This window comes from Burkholderia sp. RS01 (assembly GCF_039748055.1).
GTDB lineage: Bacteria > Actinomycetota > Actinomycetes > Actinomycetales > Micrococcaceae > Arthrobacter.
Genome location: NZ_JBDLAK010000006.1, coordinates 1 through 15,855, shown reverse-complemented (window position 1 = coordinate 15,855; position 15,855 = coordinate 1). Strand labels below are relative to the sequence as shown.

At 68.1% G+C, this 15,855-nt stretch carries 16 protein-coding genes; 7 read left to right on the top strand and 9 right to left on the bottom strand.

What is annotated here, in order from left to right; translation table 11 throughout:
* The first annotated feature begins 148 nt into the window (after positions 1-148).
* Genes ABFP37_RS07270 through ABFP37_RS07260 form a run of 3 tightly spaced genes read left to right on the top strand, consistent with a single transcriptional unit; the run spans position 149 to position 2,059 of the window.
* On the top strand, positions 149-652 hold the full coding sequence (locus tag ABFP37_RS07270) for a DUF456 domain-containing protein (RefSeq protein WP_078028299.1): 504 nt from the start codon (positions 149-151) through the stop codon (positions 650-652).
* A gap of 26 nt (positions 653-678) precedes the next feature.
* Positions 679-1,641 (top strand): hypothetical protein, encoded by a 963-nt coding sequence (locus tag ABFP37_RS07265; RefSeq protein WP_347033124.1) that lies wholly within the window; start codon positions 679-681, stop codon positions 1,639-1,641.
* A gap of 58 nt (positions 1,642-1,699) precedes the next feature.
* The gene (locus ABFP37_RS07260) at positions 1,700-2,059 is read left to right on the top strand and encodes a nuclear transport factor 2 family protein (protein WP_078028297.1); all 360 of its coding nucleotides are present in this window, start codon (positions 1,700-1,702) and stop codon (positions 2,057-2,059) included.
* A 7-nt stretch (positions 2,060-2,066) separates the two neighbouring features.
* On the opposite strand, the gene ABFP37_RS07255 is transcribed toward ABFP37_RS07260, so the two are convergent.
* The gene (locus ABFP37_RS07255; protein WP_347033123.1) at positions 2,067-2,714 is read right to left on the bottom strand and encodes a LysE family translocator; all 648 of its coding nucleotides are present in this window, start codon (positions 2,712-2,714) and stop codon (positions 2,067-2,069) included.
* A gap of 104 nt (positions 2,715-2,818) precedes the next feature.
* Here ABFP37_RS07255 and ABFP37_RS07250 point away from each other — a divergent pair, with 104 nt between their 5' ends.
* Positions 2,819-3,274, top strand: coding sequence for an Lrp/AsnC family transcriptional regulator (locus tag ABFP37_RS07250; RefSeq protein WP_078028295.1), 456 nt, complete (start codon positions 2,819-2,821; stop codon positions 3,272-3,274).
* Between the two features lie 75 nt (positions 3,275-3,349).
* Here ABFP37_RS07250 and ABFP37_RS07245 read toward each other — a convergent pair whose 3' ends face one another.
* Positions 3,350-6,070 (bottom strand): FG-GAP-like repeat-containing protein, encoded by a 2,721-nt coding sequence (locus ABFP37_RS07245; protein ID WP_347033122.1) that lies wholly within the window; start codon positions 6,068-6,070, stop codon positions 3,350-3,352.
* Positions 6,071-6,256: 186 nt separating this feature from the next.
* Positions 6,257-6,733 (bottom strand): Lrp/AsnC family transcriptional regulator, encoded by a 477-nt coding sequence (locus ABFP37_RS07240; protein WP_260680967.1) that lies wholly within the window; start codon positions 6,731-6,733, stop codon positions 6,257-6,259.
* A gap of 365 nt (positions 6,734-7,098) precedes the next feature.
* On the opposite strand from ABFP37_RS07240, the gene gluQRS reads away from it, so the two are divergent.
* The 3 genes from gluQRS to ABFP37_RS07225 are packed head-to-tail and all read left to right on the top strand — an operon-like array spanning position 7,099 to position 9,718.
* Positions 7,099-7,980, top strand: a complete 882-nt coding sequence (gene gluQRS, locus ABFP37_RS07235; RefSeq protein WP_078028293.1) for a tRNA glutamyl-Q(34) synthetase GluQRS — start codon at positions 7,099-7,101, stop codon at positions 7,978-7,980.
* A 41-nt stretch (positions 7,981-8,021) separates the two neighbouring features.
* Positions 8,022-8,702, top strand: a complete 681-nt coding sequence (locus ABFP37_RS07230) for a phosphohydrolase (RefSeq protein ID WP_260680968.1) — start codon at positions 8,022-8,024, stop codon at positions 8,700-8,702.
* A gap of 2 nt (positions 8,703-8,704) precedes the next feature.
* On the top strand, positions 8,705-9,718 hold the full coding sequence (locus tag ABFP37_RS07225) for an NADP-dependent oxidoreductase (protein WP_078028292.1): 1,014 nt from the start codon (positions 8,705-8,707) through the stop codon (positions 9,716-9,718).
* Here ABFP37_RS07225 and ABFP37_RS07220 read toward each other — a convergent pair.
* From ABFP37_RS07220 to ABFP37_RS07195, 6 genes are all read right to left on the bottom strand, one after another.
* Positions 9,696-10,955 carry a low temperature requirement protein A gene (locus tag ABFP37_RS07220; RefSeq protein WP_347033121.1) on the bottom strand — a complete coding sequence of 420 codons (1,260 nt, stop codon included), beginning with the start codon at positions 10,953-10,955 and terminating at the stop codon, positions 9,696-9,698. The genes ABFP37_RS07225 and ABFP37_RS07220 overlap by 23 nt on opposite strands.
* A 28-nt stretch (positions 10,956-10,983) precedes the next feature.
* Positions 10,984-11,634, bottom strand: a complete 651-nt coding sequence (locus ABFP37_RS07215) for a hypothetical protein (RefSeq protein ID WP_078028290.1) — start codon at positions 11,632-11,634, stop codon at positions 10,984-10,986.
* Positions 11,635-11,665: 31 nt separating this feature from the next.
* Positions 11,666-12,982 (bottom strand): GNAT family N-acetyltransferase, encoded by a 1,317-nt coding sequence (locus tag ABFP37_RS07210; RefSeq protein ID WP_078028289.1) that lies wholly within the window; start codon positions 12,980-12,982, stop codon positions 11,666-11,668.
* Positions 12,983-13,090: 108 nt separating this feature from the next.
* Positions 13,091-13,582 (bottom strand): universal stress protein, encoded by a 492-nt coding sequence (locus ABFP37_RS07205; RefSeq protein WP_078028288.1) that lies wholly within the window; start codon positions 13,580-13,582, stop codon positions 13,091-13,093.
* Between the two features lie 39 nt (positions 13,583-13,621).
* Complete coding sequence (locus ABFP37_RS07200; RefSeq protein WP_347033120.1) at positions 13,622-14,992, bottom strand: MBL fold metallo-hydrolase; 1,371 nt, start codon at positions 14,990-14,992, stop codon at positions 13,622-13,624.
* A gap of 219 nt (positions 14,993-15,211) precedes the next feature.
* Positions 15,212-15,460, bottom strand: a complete 249-nt coding sequence (locus ABFP37_RS07195; RefSeq protein ID WP_078028286.1) for an SCO4226 family nickel-binding protein — start codon at positions 15,458-15,460, stop codon at positions 15,212-15,214.
* Between the last annotated feature and the right edge of the window lie 395 nt (positions 15,461-15,855).

Genomic DNA, 15,855 nt, shown 5'->3' with positions numbered 1-15,855 from the left:
CCTGAGAGCGGCTGCCGCCAACGGCAGCTGAGACGGCTGACTGAAGCCCGACGGCGGTGCCTCCCGTGCTGGGGAGGCGCCGCCGTCGTCGTTCCCCGGACGGGAACGCGGGACCGGAACTCCGGGACGGGAACCCTAGACTGGGGGAATGAACGCCCAGACCGTAGTGACCGTCCTGTGCGGCCTGGCCATCGTCGTGGGCGTGGCCGGCACCGTCATCCCCGTGCTGCCCGGCAGCTTCCTGATCGGCCTGAGCCTGCTGGCCTGGGCCATCTGGGGCGGCGAAGGCACCACCGGCTGGGTGGTTTTTGCCATCGGCATGGTCTTCGTGCTGGCCGGCATGGCGGCCAGCGCCGTGCTCGCCGGCCGCAAGCTCAGGCAGCACAGGATCCCCAACCGGAGCGTCGTGGCCGGCATCGTGCTGGGCATCGCGGGCATGTTCATCATTCCCGTGGTGGGGCTGTTCGTGGGCTTTGCCGCCGGGCTCCTGCTCAGCGAACTCCACCGAACGCGCGACTTCCGCACCGCCCTGACCACCAGCTGGGCGGCGCTCAAAGCCACCGGCCTGGGCATGCTCGCGGAGTTCGGGCTGGCCTGCCTGGCCGCCAGCACCTGGGTCATTGGCGTGTGGGTGGCCGCGGCTGCGGGCTAGATTCGCTGAGCTATTAGCATGGAGGAATGACCGCGGGGCAGATTCCAGGACCGATCTACCGCGACACCCGCGACCTCACGCCGTTTGGCGGCAGTCAGGTCCGCACCCCGGTGAAGGAAATTGCCGAGGGCGTCGGCGGGCTGCTCCACGGTGTGCTTGGCGGCAGGGACTCCGCGCGGATCAGCGTGGACGGCAGCGTCCCCAGGCTCAAGCTCCTCCCGGGCAAAGCCACCAAGGCCGTCTACGAGGCCATCTTCGCCAGCACCGACCCCAACCGGCTGATTGCCGCCGCCCGCGAGTACCCCGGCTGGGCGGGCCTCTGCTGCGTGATGGCCGGGCTGCTCGCCCACAAGCAGGGCGGCTACCTGCGTGCCGTGGAACTGCTGCAGCGCGGCCTCAGCATCAGGAACGACGACGACGCGAACCAGTTCGCGGCCAGCTACCTGACGCGCGTGGTCACCCGGGTGGAAGTCGCCGAACGCGTCGAAGTGCCGGTGCTGTTCAGCGAGGAATCGGTGTTCCTGGCCCTGTCGCATGCGCTGCGCGAGACAGGGCAGACGGAAGCGGCGCTGGAGGCGCTCTCCATGCTGCCGCCGTCGCTGCCCACCGCCCTCGCCAAATGCGCGCTGGCCTACACCCTTGGGCGGGACCGCGAGGTTGTGGTCTGGACTGAAGGGCTGCTCAACGCGGATGACCTCTCCGCCGCCCTGTTGCTGGTCCGGGCGCGTTCGCTGCGCCGGCTCGGCGCCCACGAGCCCGCGCAGCGGGCCCTGAAGGAGGTCCTGCGGCGGCGCAAAACCAGCATGGCCCTGCGCAACGACGCCCTGACTGACCGGGCCCTGCTCGCGCTGGATAACGGCCGCAAGTCCCTGAACCCGCGGGACTGGCGGCGCCGGCGTGCCGAGCTCGAGACATTCGAGGTCATCCGCAAGGACGTCGAGGAGCGCCGGCTCTGGGAGCAGGAGTGGAAGGAACTGGACGGGGACTGACGCCGCTGCCCGTCCTGTGGCCCTTGTGGGTGGCACGCTGCCGGGGTAGAACGGACAAATGACCGACGCAATCAACAGCTGGGTGGAAGCCTACATCCGGGCCTGGACCTCCAACGCGGCCGACGACATCCGGGCACTGTTCACCGAGGATGCCGTCTACGCCACCCGCCCGTATGACCCGGACGCCTGGCGCGGCCGGGAGCAGATCGTGGAGAAGTGGATCGAGTCCGCAGACAAGCCCGAGGACTGGAGGTTCGAGTGGTCCGTCCTGGGAACCGACGGCGACCTCGCCTTCGTGCAGGGACGCACCACCTATCTCGATGACAGGCCGAGCTACGAGAACCTCTGGGTGATCCGGCTTGGCGCGGACGGACGGGCCAGCGCCTTCACCGAGTGGTTCATGGAGCGCAAGGCCTGAGGGTCGGCTAGGCCAGGTCCGCGATGAGCGGGAGTAGCTGTTCGGAGAGCAGTACCGCGCCGAGGCACACCATGATGATCCCGCTGGTCAGTGTCACCTTGCGGGCGGCGCCCGGCCGGGACTGCAGAAGCTTCCGCGACAGCAAGGCGACGCAGGTGTAGACGATGGCTGCCAGCAGCACGAACGTCAGGCCGAGCAGTCCCGACTGCACCGGTACGGGCAGCGGCGCCTCGGCGCTGACGAACTGCGGCACGAGCGCGACGTAGAAGAGCAGGCCCTTGGGGTTGATTCCGCTGGTCCCCATGCCTTGGAGGAAGGTTCGGAGCTGGTTCTGCCCGGGGTTGTCGGCGGCGGCCGCCGCGGTGAAGCTCGCGCCCCGCCAGGACCTGATGGTGGCGGTCCCCAGCCACAGCAGGTAGGCGGCGCCGGCAACGGTGATCCAGCCCAGGACTCCGGGCATGCCGGCAAGGAGGGCTGCCAGGCCCGCCACCATAAGGACGGTGTGCAGGACGTAGCCGCTGCACAGGCCGGCCACCGCGGGGACAAAACTGCGCCGCCCCAGGCCCGCCGTGATGGAGTAGGCCCAGTCCACCCCGGGGGTGCAGGCGAGGGCGGCGGCGACCACCACGAACGCTAGGAATAGCTGAAGATTCACGCTGGGCTCCTGACTGAGGGTTACAGGAAAAAGCCTAGGCAAATCACCGCCATAAGTGTTCACTGTTTTCGCCCAGATCGCCGCCTGGCGGGTAAGATTTTTGCGTGATCGACCATATCGACAGAAATATTTTGCGCTACCTCAAAGAGGACGGGCGGATGACTGCCACGGCCCTCGCTGCGAAGGTGGGCCTGACCGTGGCGCCGTGCCACCGCCGGCTCCGGGACCTGGAGTCGTCCGGCGTGATCCGCGGCTATAAAGCGGACATTGACCCGGCCGCCGTCGGGCTCGGTTTTGAGGCGATCGTCTTCGTGACCCTGCGGCAGGTGGACCGGCCCACCATGGAGATCTTCGAGAACCGCGTGGCAGGGAATCCCAACATCGTGGAGGCCCAGCGGCTGTTCGGCTCCCCGGACTACCTGCTGAAGGTGATTGCCGCGGACCTTCCGTCCTATCAGCGCTTCTACGACAGCGAGCTGACGTCCCTCCCGGGCGTGGAACGGCTGACGTCGACGCTGGTGATGAAGAACCTGAAGTCGAACGCAGGCCCGCCCGTCTGAGCACGCTCCAGCGTTAAATGCGGCCGGCCGCGGAAGGTGACTTCCGCGGCCGGCCCGTTGTTGTCGGCCCCGGGCTCAGCGGGGATTCAGGACAACGTTCTGGAGGGCGCCCGTTCCCGTGCCCGTATGGAGCCAGAGCGTCCCGTCGGGCGAGGTGGAGAGGATGTTCGGGTTGGCTGTTCCGGCGAACCTGCCCACGCTGGCCAGTGACTGGAAGGCGTTCCAGCCGGCGCCGAGCTGCTTGCGGGCCAGGAAGCCGGAGGCTCCGTTGCCGGGGTAGAGCCAGAGGTTGCCGTCAGCGGTGCGGGCCATGAGGTCGGCCTTCCCGTCGCCGTTGAAGTCGTTCGCGGCAATCACCTGGTCGAAGATCCCCCAGCCGGAGCCGATCTCCTTGCGTGCCAGGAAGCCGCCGGTCCCGTTCCCGGGGTACAGCCAGAGCTTGCCGTCCGCGGACTGGCCGATGACGTCGTTGCGTCCGTCGCCGGAAAAGTCGCCCGGTGCCAGCATCCGCGTGAAAATGCTCCAGCCGCTGCCGATCTTCTTGGGCGCCAGGAAGGTTCCCTTCCCGTCGGTCGGGTAGAGCCAGAGCGAGCCGTCGGCCTGCCGGGCCACCAGGTCCGGGCCGCCGGCGCCGTTGAAGTTGCCCGCGGAGATCACTTGGTCAAAGCCCTGCCAGCCGCTGCCGATCTGGCGGGCGGCGCGGAACCCGCCGGAACCGTTTCCGGAGTAAAGCCGCAACGCGCCGTCCGCGGAACGGGCCAGGACATCCGGTTTACCGTCGCCGTCAAAGTCGCCGGCCTCCCAGACCTGGCTGAAGGAGTTCCAGCCCGAACCGATCTTGAGCTTGGCTGCGAACCCGCCGCCGCCGTTTCCGGGATACGCCATGAGGGCGCCGGTCTTGCTGGCAACCAGAACGTCCGTGTGGCCGTCGGCGGTGAAGTCCTGGCCGCCCATCAGGTCGGCCGCGCCGTTCCAGCCCGTCGCTAGGGTGGTGCGCGCCAGGAATCCGCCCGTTCCGGTGCCCGGGTAGAGGTACACGGTGCCGTCGCTGCTCCGTGCCAGCAGGCCGGGGGCGCCGCCGGCGAGCCCGCCGGCGCCCGCCAGGGCAGTGAACCCCTGCCAGCCGGTTCCCACGAGTTTTGCCGGCAGGAAGCCGCCGGTCCCGTTGCCCGGGTACAGCCACAGTGATCCGTCGGCGCGCATGCCGATCAGGTCGCGGCGCTGGTCGCCGTCGAAATCGCCGGCCGCGATGATGCGCTTGAAGATGTCCCAGCCGGACCCGATCTGCTTCCGTGCCTGGAAGCCGCCGGTGCCCGTGCCCGGGTACAGCCAGAGGGCGCCGTCGGAGGTCCGTGCAATGAGGTCACTGCGGCCGTCACCGTTGAAGTCGCCGTCGCCCAGGACCGTGTTGAAGGCGTTCCACCCGATGCCGATCTTGACCGGTGCGCCCAGCTTGTTTCCGGCCTGGCCGACGAGCAGGAGCAGTGAGCCGTCGGCTTCGCGTGAGATGGCATCTGCGCGGCCGTCGCCGTTGATGTCGCCGGCCGAGAACTGGATTTTGGTGCGCAGCGCGAGGTCGGCGTCGATGGTGACGGTGGCCGAAGCGGCCGTGACGGCGTTGATGGTCACCCGTGTCCCGGCGTGGGTGGTGAACGTGCGGCCTGCCTGCCAGGCGTGGTTGGGGCTGTAATAGCCGCTGAACGGAATGGTGGACGGCATCAGCGTCAGGGACGACGACGGGGTAGCCCCGCCGCGCTGGACGATCTTGACGCCGCGGTTGCCTGCGGACCCCGACGCGAGGTAGGAGTCATAGCCGGCCGGCTCCCTCAGCTCAAGGTAGTAGACCTCCCGGCTGACGGGATCGGTGAACTTCACCGCGCGGCCTGCGCCGGTTCCGCCCCACGGTTTCAGCGTGTAGCTTTTCACGCCGGCGGCGACGCCCAGGTCGCGGATTTCGTTGCCCAGGCCGAGGCCCCTCCAGTCCCAGAAAGGCGAGCTGATCACCGGCATGCTCGGGTGCGATGCGCCCATGAGGTCGGTGGTGTCGCCGTATTCACGGATGTAGCAGGAGGAATCGGTGAACTGTCCGGTGCTGGTGGTGCCGACGTCGGACGCGCCGCTGCTGCACTGCAGTGCGTCGGCATGCATGGACCCCAGAACGTGGCCGAACTCGTGCGCGATCACGCTGCTGGTGTAGGTGCTGATCTGGGGCATCAGCACGCGCCCGCTGTTGCCGTTGCTGCTGTAGCCGGCGCCCAGGGCGCCGGAGGACAGCGTGGCGGTCGGGACGAAGACGACGAGCGCGGTGTTAGCGCTGTAGGCCCACTTCAGCTCGCTGGTAATCGTGTTGATGACGTCGTAGTAGGACTGCGTCGACTTGGCGGCGGACAGGAACCCTGTGGTGCGGCTGGTGACGGTCATGGAGATGCGGCCGTTGGACATCGCCTTCCAGTAGTTGCTGGAAGCCGCGACGGCCTGCTCGGCCGAGGCCAGGGAAACGATGTTCCTGTTGTCAGCCAGCTTGGCGATCACCAGTTTGACGTTGATCGGTGCCGCGGCCGTACCCCCCGCCTCCGTCTGCAGGGCGAGTCCCGTGGGAAGCCCGTCCATGGGCACCCCGGGGGCCGACTCGTACACGTGATCCCCGTGCGGGGTCCCCTCGATGAACTGCGCAGCGGGACCGTCCACTGCTGGATCGGCCGCCGCCAGTGACGGGCTGGCCGGGAGGGCGACAAGCCCCGCGGCGAGCACCAGCAGGCCGGTGGCAGAGGCGATGGAACGGGAAATTAAGCGCATGGAGTTCCTTATTGAGACCGAACCCTGGCGGAGACCTTGGGGTGGAGGGCGCAACGGCCGGCCGCGACGCGCTGCAGGCTGATGCAGGATCAGGCTACAGTCGGCACCGCAGGACAGGCGGCAGAATATCCGCAGTTTTATCCAATGATTTGCACAAGATCGGAGTGGCGCGCGGAATGTCGCCCCTCAGTCGCCTAAAAGCCCCGTGGTCCGGTAAGGAATCACTTCGCGCAGAAACATGCTCGTGGACGTACGCACGATCCCCGGGCACAGCCGGATCTCCTCGGAGACCCGGTACAGGTCATCCGGGCTGGTGGCCACCACCCGGATCAGGAGGTCGGTGTCCCCGGCCGGGGCATGGCACTCCAGCACCTCCGGGATCTCGCGGAGGGCCGCGATGGCCTCGTTGAGGTGGCTCTGGTCCAGTTCAGCGCTCACCGCTGCCGCCACACCCCGCCCCAGGGCGGCGGGAAGCACGCGGCTGCTGTTGGGACGGAGCGCGCCCGACGCCGTCATCCGCTCCAGGCGTGACTGAACGGTTCCGCGGGCCAGTCCCAGGCGCTGGGCCAGCACCATGATCGGCGCCCGCGGATCCTCGTCCAAGGCGGCCAGGATCCGCCGGTCGGTGGCATCGAGCTGCTGCAATCTGATCACTTCCTGCATATCAGGGACCCTGGAGTTGGTCAGATTGACCATCTCAGGCAATGCCTGTTGCGCCAACTGTATGACTTCTGCTCAAATTGTGGCAACAAGGGCAGCGGCCACCGCCTACGCCCGCAGGCTACAGGTCCCCGGCACACCACCCGGCCCCTGGACCACGCTTCCCGCAAGGAAGCCGCCGCTGATTGACACTTGTTCACGCATCGTCTGTCCGCAAGCAGTGCCACGGTTCGAGGGATGGAGCTCCGATACGGAGCTCTGAAGCCCGGATCCGGCACGGCAAGAGCCCCTGAGCCACCGAGCCCGGTATTTGCCGGAGTGCGCGGTAGCTGAGGGGCTCTTGTGTTGTTCGGCATAGGCTGGAGGGCATGACCAGCGCTGGCCGTTTCGCCCCCAGCCCGTCCGGTGAGCTGCACGTCGGCAACCTCCGGACGGCCATCCTTGCGTGGCTCTTCGCCCGTTCCACCGGCCGGCGCTTCCTGCTGCGCGTCGAGGACCTGGACCGGGCCCGCGCCGGGGCGGAGGCTGAGCAGCTCCGCGATCTGGCGGCCGTCGGCGTGACCTGGGACGGCGATGTCGTGCGGCAGACCGACCGTGAACCGCTTTACTCGGCGGCGATCGCCGGGCTCGCGGCCGATGGGCTCACTTACGAATGCTTCTGCACGCGCCGGGAGATCCAGGAGGCGCCGTCCGCGCCGCATGCGCCGCAGGGCGCCTACCCGGGGACGTGCAGGGGGCTGTCGACGGCAGAACTCGAGTTCAGGCGGTCCACCCGCCCCGCCGCCATCCGGCTGCGGTCCTCCGTCGCGGAATGGGCGGTCCACGACACCCTGCACGGGGCCTACGCGGGCATGGTGGACGACTTCGTGCTGCGCCGCAACGACGGCGTGACGGCTTACAACCTCGCCGTGGTGGTGGACGATGCAGATCAGGGCATCGACCAGGTGGTCCGCGGGGACGACCTCCTGCCGTCCACGCCGCGGCAGGCATATCTCGCCTCGCTGCTGCATATGTCGATTCCGGAATATGCGCACGTCCCGCTGGTGGTCAACGCCGACGGCGCACGGCTGGCGAAGCGCGACGGCGCGGTGACGCTGGCAGACCTGGCCGCCGTCGGGGTTTCCCCCGACGCCGCCCGCCGGACGATCCTGGAATCGCTGGGGCTGCCCGGCGAGAGCCTGGAGTCGGCGCTTGACGCGTTTGATCCCGCATCGCTGCCGCGGGAGCCGTGGGTGTGGCCGGGCGTCTAGTTGGTGCCCGCGGAGTTGGTGCCGGTGGGTACGCTGAATACATGCCAGAACAAGGATTGCCGGAAGCACGCTTCACCGTAGAGACCGCCAAGGTCCTCGCCGAAGTGGCGCACAACCGCCAGAAGGACAAGCTCAAGCGCCCGTACCGCGAGCACGTTATCGCGGTCGGTGATGCGCTCGCCGATTTCGACGACGACATCCGGATCGCCGGCTACCTCCATGACATCGCGGAGGACACGCCCATCACGCGGCAGGCGCTGCTGGACATGGGCGTCTCGGAGCGGGCGGTGGGCATCATCGAGCGGGTCACCAAGCGGCTGCACGACAACCCGGACGATTACGAGGCCGGCATCCGTTTCATCGCCGAGGACCATGATGCCACCCTGGTGAAAATCGCCGACAACGCGCACAATTCCCTGCCCGAACGGGTGAAGGCGCTGGCCGAGAAGTGGCCGGACAAGCCGCCGGTGACGCGCTATGCCGACGCCCGTCCCGTGCTGTACGCAGCCGTTCCCGAGGCCGAGATCCGGATGATCCTGGCGAGGGTGAACCCTTGGCTGCTCGAGGAACTGGACGACCGCCTGGACGAGGCGGACGACACCGACTACGAGAATCTGTCCTACGAAGACGCCCCGCAGGTCGGGCCTGCCGCGACCCCCGAGCCTGAGCCGCCGGTCGAGCCTGTCGGCACCCCCGGGACGGACGGCGCACCCAGGGACTAGCCATGCTGGCCTACGTCCTCACCCGGTACGGCGGGGCAGACGCCATGGAACTCCGGGACGTCCCCGAACCGCATCCCGGACCCGGCGAGGTGCGGATCCGGGTCGCTGCCGCGGGGCTCAACCCGGTCGACTACAAGCTGCGCCAGGGAAAGCTGCGGGCCATCAGCTCCTACAGGCTTCCCATCATCGCCGGCTGCGAGGTGGCCGGAACGGTGGACGCCGTCGGACCCGGAACGGGCGGTTTCGAAATCGGGGACCGCGTGTATGCGCGCGTCGACAAGGCCACCCTCGGCGCTTTTGCAGAGCTTGTGTGCATTGATCAGGCGATCGTCGCCGCCATGCCGGCGTCGCTGGGATTCGCCGAAGCGGCGGGACTGCCGCTGGCCGGCCTGACCGCGCTTCAGGCCCTGCGCGACGAACTCGCCGTCGGGAAGGGCACCAGGCTCTTCATCTCCGGTGGCGCAGGCGGCGTGGGAACGCTGGCGATCCAGCTGGCCAAGCACTTCGGTGCCGAGGTGACCACCACGGCGTCCCCGCGCGGCGACGAACTGGTGCGGAGACTCGGCGCGGACCGCGTGATCGATTACACCCGGAAACGCATAGCCGACGAACTGCCGGACTATGACGCCGTGCTGGACCTGGTGGGCGGCGACACGCTGAAGCAGTCTTTCCGGATCCTCAAGCCGGGAGGCAGGGTGGTGTCGATCGCGGGAGTCCCCGAGCCGCTGACCGCGCGGAAGGACCTGGCCGCCCCCGGCTGGGTCGCGGCGCTCTTCTGGGCCATCAGCCTTCCGGTCCGGTTGCGGGCAAGGCGGGCGCGCGCCGGCTACCGCTACCTCTTCATGCATCCCAGCGGGGATGACCTGCGCTTCCTCGCCGCGCTGGTGGGTGAAGGGGCGCTTCAGCCCGTCGTTGACAGCGAGTATCCGTTCGGCGGCATCGCTGACGCCTTCGCCGCCCTGGAGAATGGGCGCGCCAAAGGGAAAATCGTGGTCATTCTGCCGGCGCCACGGTAGCCCCGCCTTCCAAGTGCTCCAATGCGGCGGCCAGCCGCTCCGTGCCGCGGCGCTCATCAATGACGATGGACGCGGCAAGAGCCAGGACAATCACCATCAGGCAGACGGGCAACGAAACCCCGGCTTCGGCGAGGGCAACGGCGCCGGCCAGCACCGCCACCACTCCGGCGGCGACGGCAATGACGGTGCGGTCCGCGCAGATCATGACGCTGAACAGCCAGGTCAGGGAGAGTTTGAACAGCGCTACGGGGATTGCAATGCTGGCAACCGCCACGGCGGCGCTGATGTGCGCCCCATGGTCGATGTAGTAGGCGGCCACATGCAGTCCGGCGCCCGTCGCGGCAATGGCAGCGAAGACCGGCATGTGCCCGTAGCCGAAGAAGAATGAGCGGTGCCGCTGGAGGTGCAGGGCCTGGCCGGCGGGCAGGATGAAGTAGATCCACCACATGCTGAAGGCCAGCGCTGTTCCGCCGAACCCCACCAGCGCCGCATCGACGCTCCAGCCATGGTTGGCCACGATGGCGCGGAGGGTTTCGATCGCGCCGATCAGGCATTCGCCGAGGGCGATGATGGCGAGTAGCCCGTAGCGTTCGGCGATGTGGTGCGTGTGCCACGGGGTCCGCATTGACCGCTCGGCGACGTAGGGCGTGGCCATTTCCAGCACGTAGAGGGGGACGATCATCAGGATGGTCGTCGGTAGGTCGGCCTGAATGATCAGCACCGCGATCCAGCCGAGCTGCACCGTGCCAAGGTAGCTCGCGTACCGCAGGCAGGTCTGGCGGCGGGCCGGGTCCTGCCGCGCCGCGCGCAGCCATTGGAAGACCAGGGCAAGGCGCATGATCACATAGCCGCCCACGATCACGGCGTTGTCCACATGGTCGCCGGCCACGAGCGAGCGGAACAACGGCTCGATGCCCATGGCGAGAATCAGCACGCCCAGGAGCTGGACCATGGTGACCACCCGGAAGACCCAGTCGTCGGTGTCGTAGGCGCTGGCGAACCAGGTGAAGTTGATCCAGGCCCAGATCACGGCGAACATCGCGAAGGAGAAGCCGAGCAGTCCCGCGCCGAAGTGGGCTTCGGCGATCTCGTGGGCGAACTGGCTTCCCGCCACCCCGAACGCAATGACAAACGTGAGGTCGAAGAATAGTTCCAGCGGCGTGGCAGTCCTGTGTTGCTCGTGGGGATTGCGGCCGCCCATGCGGGCTGCGGCATGCCGCAGCGGGTTCGGAGACATGGCTCAAAGAGTAGCGCCGGGGCGGCCTCTATTCCAACGGATCGCGAGGACCGGCGTAACGGGGCGGGAAGGAGCCGGTCCGGGCCAGCCACAGCAGGCCGATGTAGGCAACATCCAGCACACTGCAGAGCGCGCCGACGCCAAGGACCAGCGGTGAATTCCCGTACCAGCCGAACACCACCGTGGGGGCCAGCGTGCCGATCCATTTCGCCACCGCGATGACGAGCGATTGGCCCCGGCTGCCGCCGCGCGCCACGAACATCGCGATGAACAGGCCGGACATCAGCAGGTTCTGCAGGAAGGCGGCATAGCGGGCGGCGTCGTCCCAGCCGAACTCCACCACGAACAGCAGCTGCACCGCCATGGCCGTGACGCCCAGCAGCACCGCCCAGCCGATGAAGAGCCGCCGGGTGACCCAGGACGGCAGCTCCGCCCTCCCGAACCTTAGGAACGTGTACACGATGAGGACGTCGGCCACTCCCCACACGATGTTGAAGACGCCCTGGGCGGTAATCCCGGTGGCCACGGAATGCGAGGCGTGGACCACCTCCCAGGCGAAGTTCAGGGCCAGGGCCGCCGCCGGGATGGCGTAGGTGCGGCCGCGGAAGCCGATCCGGATGGCCTCTGCGTACACCACGGTCCAGGCCAGCCCGCTCACAACCGTCAGGAACAGGATCACGGCGCCTCCTTCCCGTGGCGGCAGGGCAGCCCTACACCCGGCCGAGTGCCTCGATGTCCTCGAGGAAGGTCTCGTGCACCTCGTCGCTGACGGTGGTCCGGGTATCCGCGATGGCATCGAGATAGTCCTGCGTGGCGGGGCCCTTCCGGACGGCCTCGCGGACAGCCACGGTGCCCCCGGACGCCAGCCCGCCGTCGTCGTACACCGCTTTTTCCAGCGCACGCTGGGAGGCGCTGCGGGCGGCGTATTCGATGTCCGCGGGGGAGAAGCCCTCGGTGCGGTCCACCAGAAGCTCCACGTCGACGTCGTCCACCACGGCGGCGGGGATGAAGCGCTGCCACATGGCCTCGCGGGCCTGGCGGTCCGGGAGCCCGATGGGGATGACGTAGTCGAACCGGCCGTGGCGCAGGAACGCGGTGTCCAGGGCGCGGATGAAGTTGGTGGCGCAGACCAGCAGGCGGCCCGGCTGTTCGCGGAAGGCCGGGATGATCTTGAGGAGTTCGTTGGTGACGCCCTGCAGCGGCGACGGGGGCTCGCCCGAGCGCTGCGAGGCGATCTCCTCCACCTCGTCGATGAACACCACGGCGTGCTCCAGCTCGGCGATCTCCAGGAACGTCTCGCGCAGCGCCCCGGCCAGGCCCTTGGGATCGGAGGCCAGCCGGGAGGGGAACACCTCCACGAACGGCCACTCCAGACGGGACGCGATTGCCTTGGCGAAGGTGGTCTTTCCGGTGCCGGGCGGCCCGAACAGCACGACGGCGCGCGGCGGCACCACGCCGTACTCGTCCGCCAGGTCCGCCTCGGCCAGCGGCAGCACGAGGCGCCGTTCCAGCAGCTCCTTTTCGCGGCGCATGCCGGCCACGTTCTCCCACAGGTCCCGGGCCAGGATGCGGCCGCCCAGCAGGCCCAGCGGCTCAAGCTCCTGGCGCTGGACTGGGATGGTGCGCTCGAAGTAGCGCAGGTTCTTCTTGAGCATGAACCCCCGGCTCAGGAAGGCCTCCACCCTGGTTTCCGACTCCGGCATGAGGGCGGACAGCTTGTTGAGCCCGTGTGGCGCCATCCGGTTCTCGACGGCGGCCAGCAGCGACGTTCCGATCCCGCGGCCGCGGTACTCGGGCAGCGTGGCCAGGAAGACGATCCAGCCTTGGTCGTGCGCGGCACGTCCGACGGCGGCGCCCACCACCTGATCGCCCAGCACCGCCACGACGGCGTGGTCCTTTTCGCAGGACGCGAGCACTTCGGAGAGCGCGTACACGGGTTCAACGTTGGTGGCCTTCAACGACTCCCAGAGGTGCAGGATGCCGTCCAGGTCCGCTGAGTGGAAATCCCTGATCCGCCAATTGGTCATGAAGTGTCTCCCGGATGGTTCGTCGCTGAGCCAGTTTGAGTCTGTCTGCTGAGCATATGCGAACCGGCCGGGCAGGGGGTTGCGCGCGCGTTGCGTTACGCGGGCCGGTCAGCCCTTGGCCGGGTCGCGGTTCTTGGCCTTGGAGCCCCACCAGAGATGGTGGGGCCGGTGGCTTTCCTTCACATGCACCACCAGGACCGGGCAGTCGGCATGCGAGACGCAGGCTGAGCTCACCGACCCCAGATGCAGGCCCAGGAATCCGCCGTGCCCCCTGCGGCCCACCACCAGCATTCGTGCTCCTGCTCCAGCCTCCACCAGCTTCTCCGGTGCGGGGCCGCGCACCAGCTCCGTGGTGAGGCCCTCGGGGGCGTCCGGTCCGAACGCCTTGTCGACGGTTTCCGCCAGTATTTTGGCGGCGGAGGCCTCGAACGCGTCGAAGTCCGGCGGCACATAGCCGGCGTACATCTCGGGAAAATTCCAGCAGGCCACGGCGTGAACCCGTGCGTCCAGGGCGGGCGCAACCCGGGCCGCGTAGCGCAGCGCCTCTATGGAGGACTCCGAACCGTCCACGCCGACAACCACTTTGCCTTCAGCATCCATCACCGTTCTCCTTTGACATGTGGATCCTCGATAAGCCGTTTAGAGTCTCTGCGCCTGTTGCAGGTGCATCGGAACACCCGCCGCTGCGGCTTCCCGGAACCGGGCGTCAATGTGCACCACGTCCCGGCCTTCCCTCTGCAGCAGGCTGGCCGCCACGCCGGCCCGGTAGCCGGAATTGCAGTGCACCCAGATCCTGCCGGGCGGAAGTTCGTCCAGGCGTCCCAGCAGTTCGTGCAGCGGCACGTTGAGCGCATCGGCCACGTGGGATGCGTTAAACTCCTCCGTGCGCCTGACATCCAGCACCGTGTCGCCGGCGGGTTTTTCGGCGACCACGGCGGCCCACCCGGCCCGGGGGTAGGAGGCGACGGCGGCGCCCGGCGCCAGTGCGTGGGGCTCCGTGCCGACAGCGGCGTCCGGGCGGTCGATACCGATGCGGGAGAGGTCCCGGATGGCGCTCCGCAGATCCTTGCGGTCGCCCACGAGGGTCAGTTTCTCTCCCCACGGCAAGACCCAGCCGAGGTACGAACTGAAACTGGACCCGGACCCATACTCGAAGCTCACGGTTCCCATCAGGTGGCTGCTCGCGAACAGCACCCGGCGACGGAGGTCCACCACCCACTCGCCCCTCGCCAGCCGGCTGACGAGTTCAGCGCCGTCCAGGGATTCTGGCAGGCTCAGGTCCGCGGGCTCTGGGCCGGTCATGTTGATCGGGGCCATGTGGGCGTAGTAGGAGGGATAGGCCGAAAGGTTGGCCATCAGTTCGGCCACAAAATGCTCGGGGTCCGGATCGGTCAGGGCGTGGTTGGTGGCGCGTTGCTCCCGGATGGTGGACGCCGCCGCGCCCGTCGCCGGGCCGGTAGAGCAGAATGAGCCGAAACCGTGGGTCGGGAACAGGGCGGCGTCGGGACCGGCCTCGTCAGCCAGCCGGCGCACCGAGGCGTACTGGTCCCTGGCCAGCCCGGCCGTATCTGCGGGGCCGGCCAGGTCCGTGCGGCCCACCGAGCCGTAGAGCAGGCTGCCGCCGGAAAAGACAGCCTTGGTGCGCCCGTCCGTGACCACGTAGGACAGGTGGGTGTGCGTGTGGCCGGGCGTGGCCACGGCCCTGAGGGAGAAGCCGCCGATCTGCACGGTCTGTCCGTCGGTGATGGGCTCGCGCTCGAATGCCACGGAATCCGCGGCGTTGACCAGGTACTTTGCGCCGTGGGCGCGGGCCAGGATCAGTCCGCCGGTGAGGTAGTCGTTGTGGACGTGCGTCTCGGCGACGTGGGTGATGGGCACGCCTGCCTGCCGCGCGGCTTCCTCGATGCGGTCCGTGTCCCGCTGGGCGTCGATCACCAGCCCAACTCGGCCGTCATGGACCAGGTAGCTGCGGTCCCCCAGCTGCGGGGTTTCGATGACGACGACGTCCATTGATCCCGGTCCTTCGACGTTCCGCGGCCCGCGCGCCTTCGTGCGCCCCCGGATTCTTCAATCGTAGGCCGATTGGCGGCGGAAACGGCCCGTCGCACGGGAAACTCTGGCATTTCTGCACCACTTTGCCGGGCCGCCCGGGTGTGGAGGCCCGGAACCACGGCCCGGGCCCGTCGGGGAACGGCGTATAGCGGAGCAGAAATGCCGGGAAGGATGTTTTCAGACCTTAATGGGGACTGGATGTATCTCGTCTGCCGGGTGGCCGGTACGTTCGTGTATGCGCCTCACCGCGTCCGCCGACGGGGCCTCGGACAGGCAGTAGACGACGCCTGATTCGGGGTCACCCCAAGCCGTCTTGAACACGACGCCTTCCTCGCTTTGAATCGCCAGGTCCGCATCGTGTGCAGCTTGAAGGTCCTCCTTGGTCAGTCCAGTCATGTTGCGATGGACATCCATGAATTCCGGCATGATGACACTTCCTTATTAGGGCTTGATGATGGTGCAGGGTGCGGCCAAGCTACGCCCGCGCCAGCCCGGGGGTCAAGAAGCAAAACGCGGACGGCGGCGCCCGGCTAAGTTGCCAGGGAACCCGGGTGCCCCAGGGGTCGTGCAGGAACCCTGGGATTAAGCACGAACGGACACTTGGGCCACTTTCATCAAGGGCCTCGAGTGTCCGTTCGCGCTCAATTGTTGCGGGCTAGATGCGGTCCGTGCCGCCGGGGCCGGGGCGGTTTGCGATTACGGGGGACATTCCGGTGTAGCCGTCGCGGGTTTCGGCGATTTCGTGGATGCGTTTGCGGCAGGCGTACCAGCCGGCGACCATGAGGGCGCAGGCGACGAGGGTGACGAGCAGGGTGAGCGGG

Coding starts and splice junctions, on each gene's coding strand:
- ABFP37_RS07200 (WP_347033120.1), bottom strand. CDS start 14,992: ATGGACGTCGTCGTCATCGAAACCCCGCAGCTGGGGGACCGCAGCTAC.
- ABFP37_RS07245 (WP_347033122.1), bottom strand. CDS start 6,070: ATGCGCTTAATTTCCCGTTCCATCGCCTCTGCCACCGGCCTGCTGGTG.
- ABFP37_RS07205 (WP_078028288.1), bottom strand. CDS start 13,582: ATGGATGCTGAAGGCAAAGTGGTTGTCGGCGTGGACGGTTCGGAGTCC.
- ABFP37_RS07230 (WP_260680968.1), top strand. CDS start 8,022: ATGCCAGAACAAGGATTGCCGGAAGCACGCTTCACCGTAGAGACCGCC.
- ABFP37_RS07270 (WP_078028299.1), top strand. CDS start 149: ATGAACGCCCAGACCGTAGTGACCGTCCTGTGCGGCCTGGCCATCGTC.
- ABFP37_RS07240 (WP_260680967.1), bottom strand. CDS start 6,733: ATGCAGGAAGTGATCAGATTGCAGCAGCTCGATGCCACCGACCGGCGG.
- ABFP37_RS07220 (WP_347033121.1), bottom strand. CDS start 10,955: ATGTCTCCGAACCCGCTGCGGCATGCCGCAGCCCGCATGGGCGGCCGC.
- ABFP37_RS07195 (WP_078028286.1), bottom strand. CDS start 15,460: ATGCCGGAATTCATGGATGTCCATCGCAACATGACTGGACTGACCAAG.
- ABFP37_RS07260 (WP_078028297.1), top strand. CDS start 1,700: ATGACCGACGCAATCAACAGCTGGGTGGAAGCCTACATCCGGGCCTGG.
- gluQRS (WP_078028293.1), top strand. CDS start 7,099: ATGACCAGCGCTGGCCGTTTCGCCCCCAGCCCGTCCGGTGAGCTGCAC.
- ABFP37_RS07225 (WP_078028292.1), top strand. CDS start 8,705: ATGCTGGCCTACGTCCTCACCCGGTACGGCGGGGCAGACGCCATGGAA.
- ABFP37_RS07265 (WP_347033124.1), top strand. CDS start 679: ATGACCGCGGGGCAGATTCCAGGACCGATCTACCGCGACACCCGCGAC.
- ABFP37_RS07210 (WP_078028289.1), bottom strand. CDS start 12,982: ATGACCAATTGGCGGATCAGGGATTTCCACTCAGCGGACCTGGACGGC.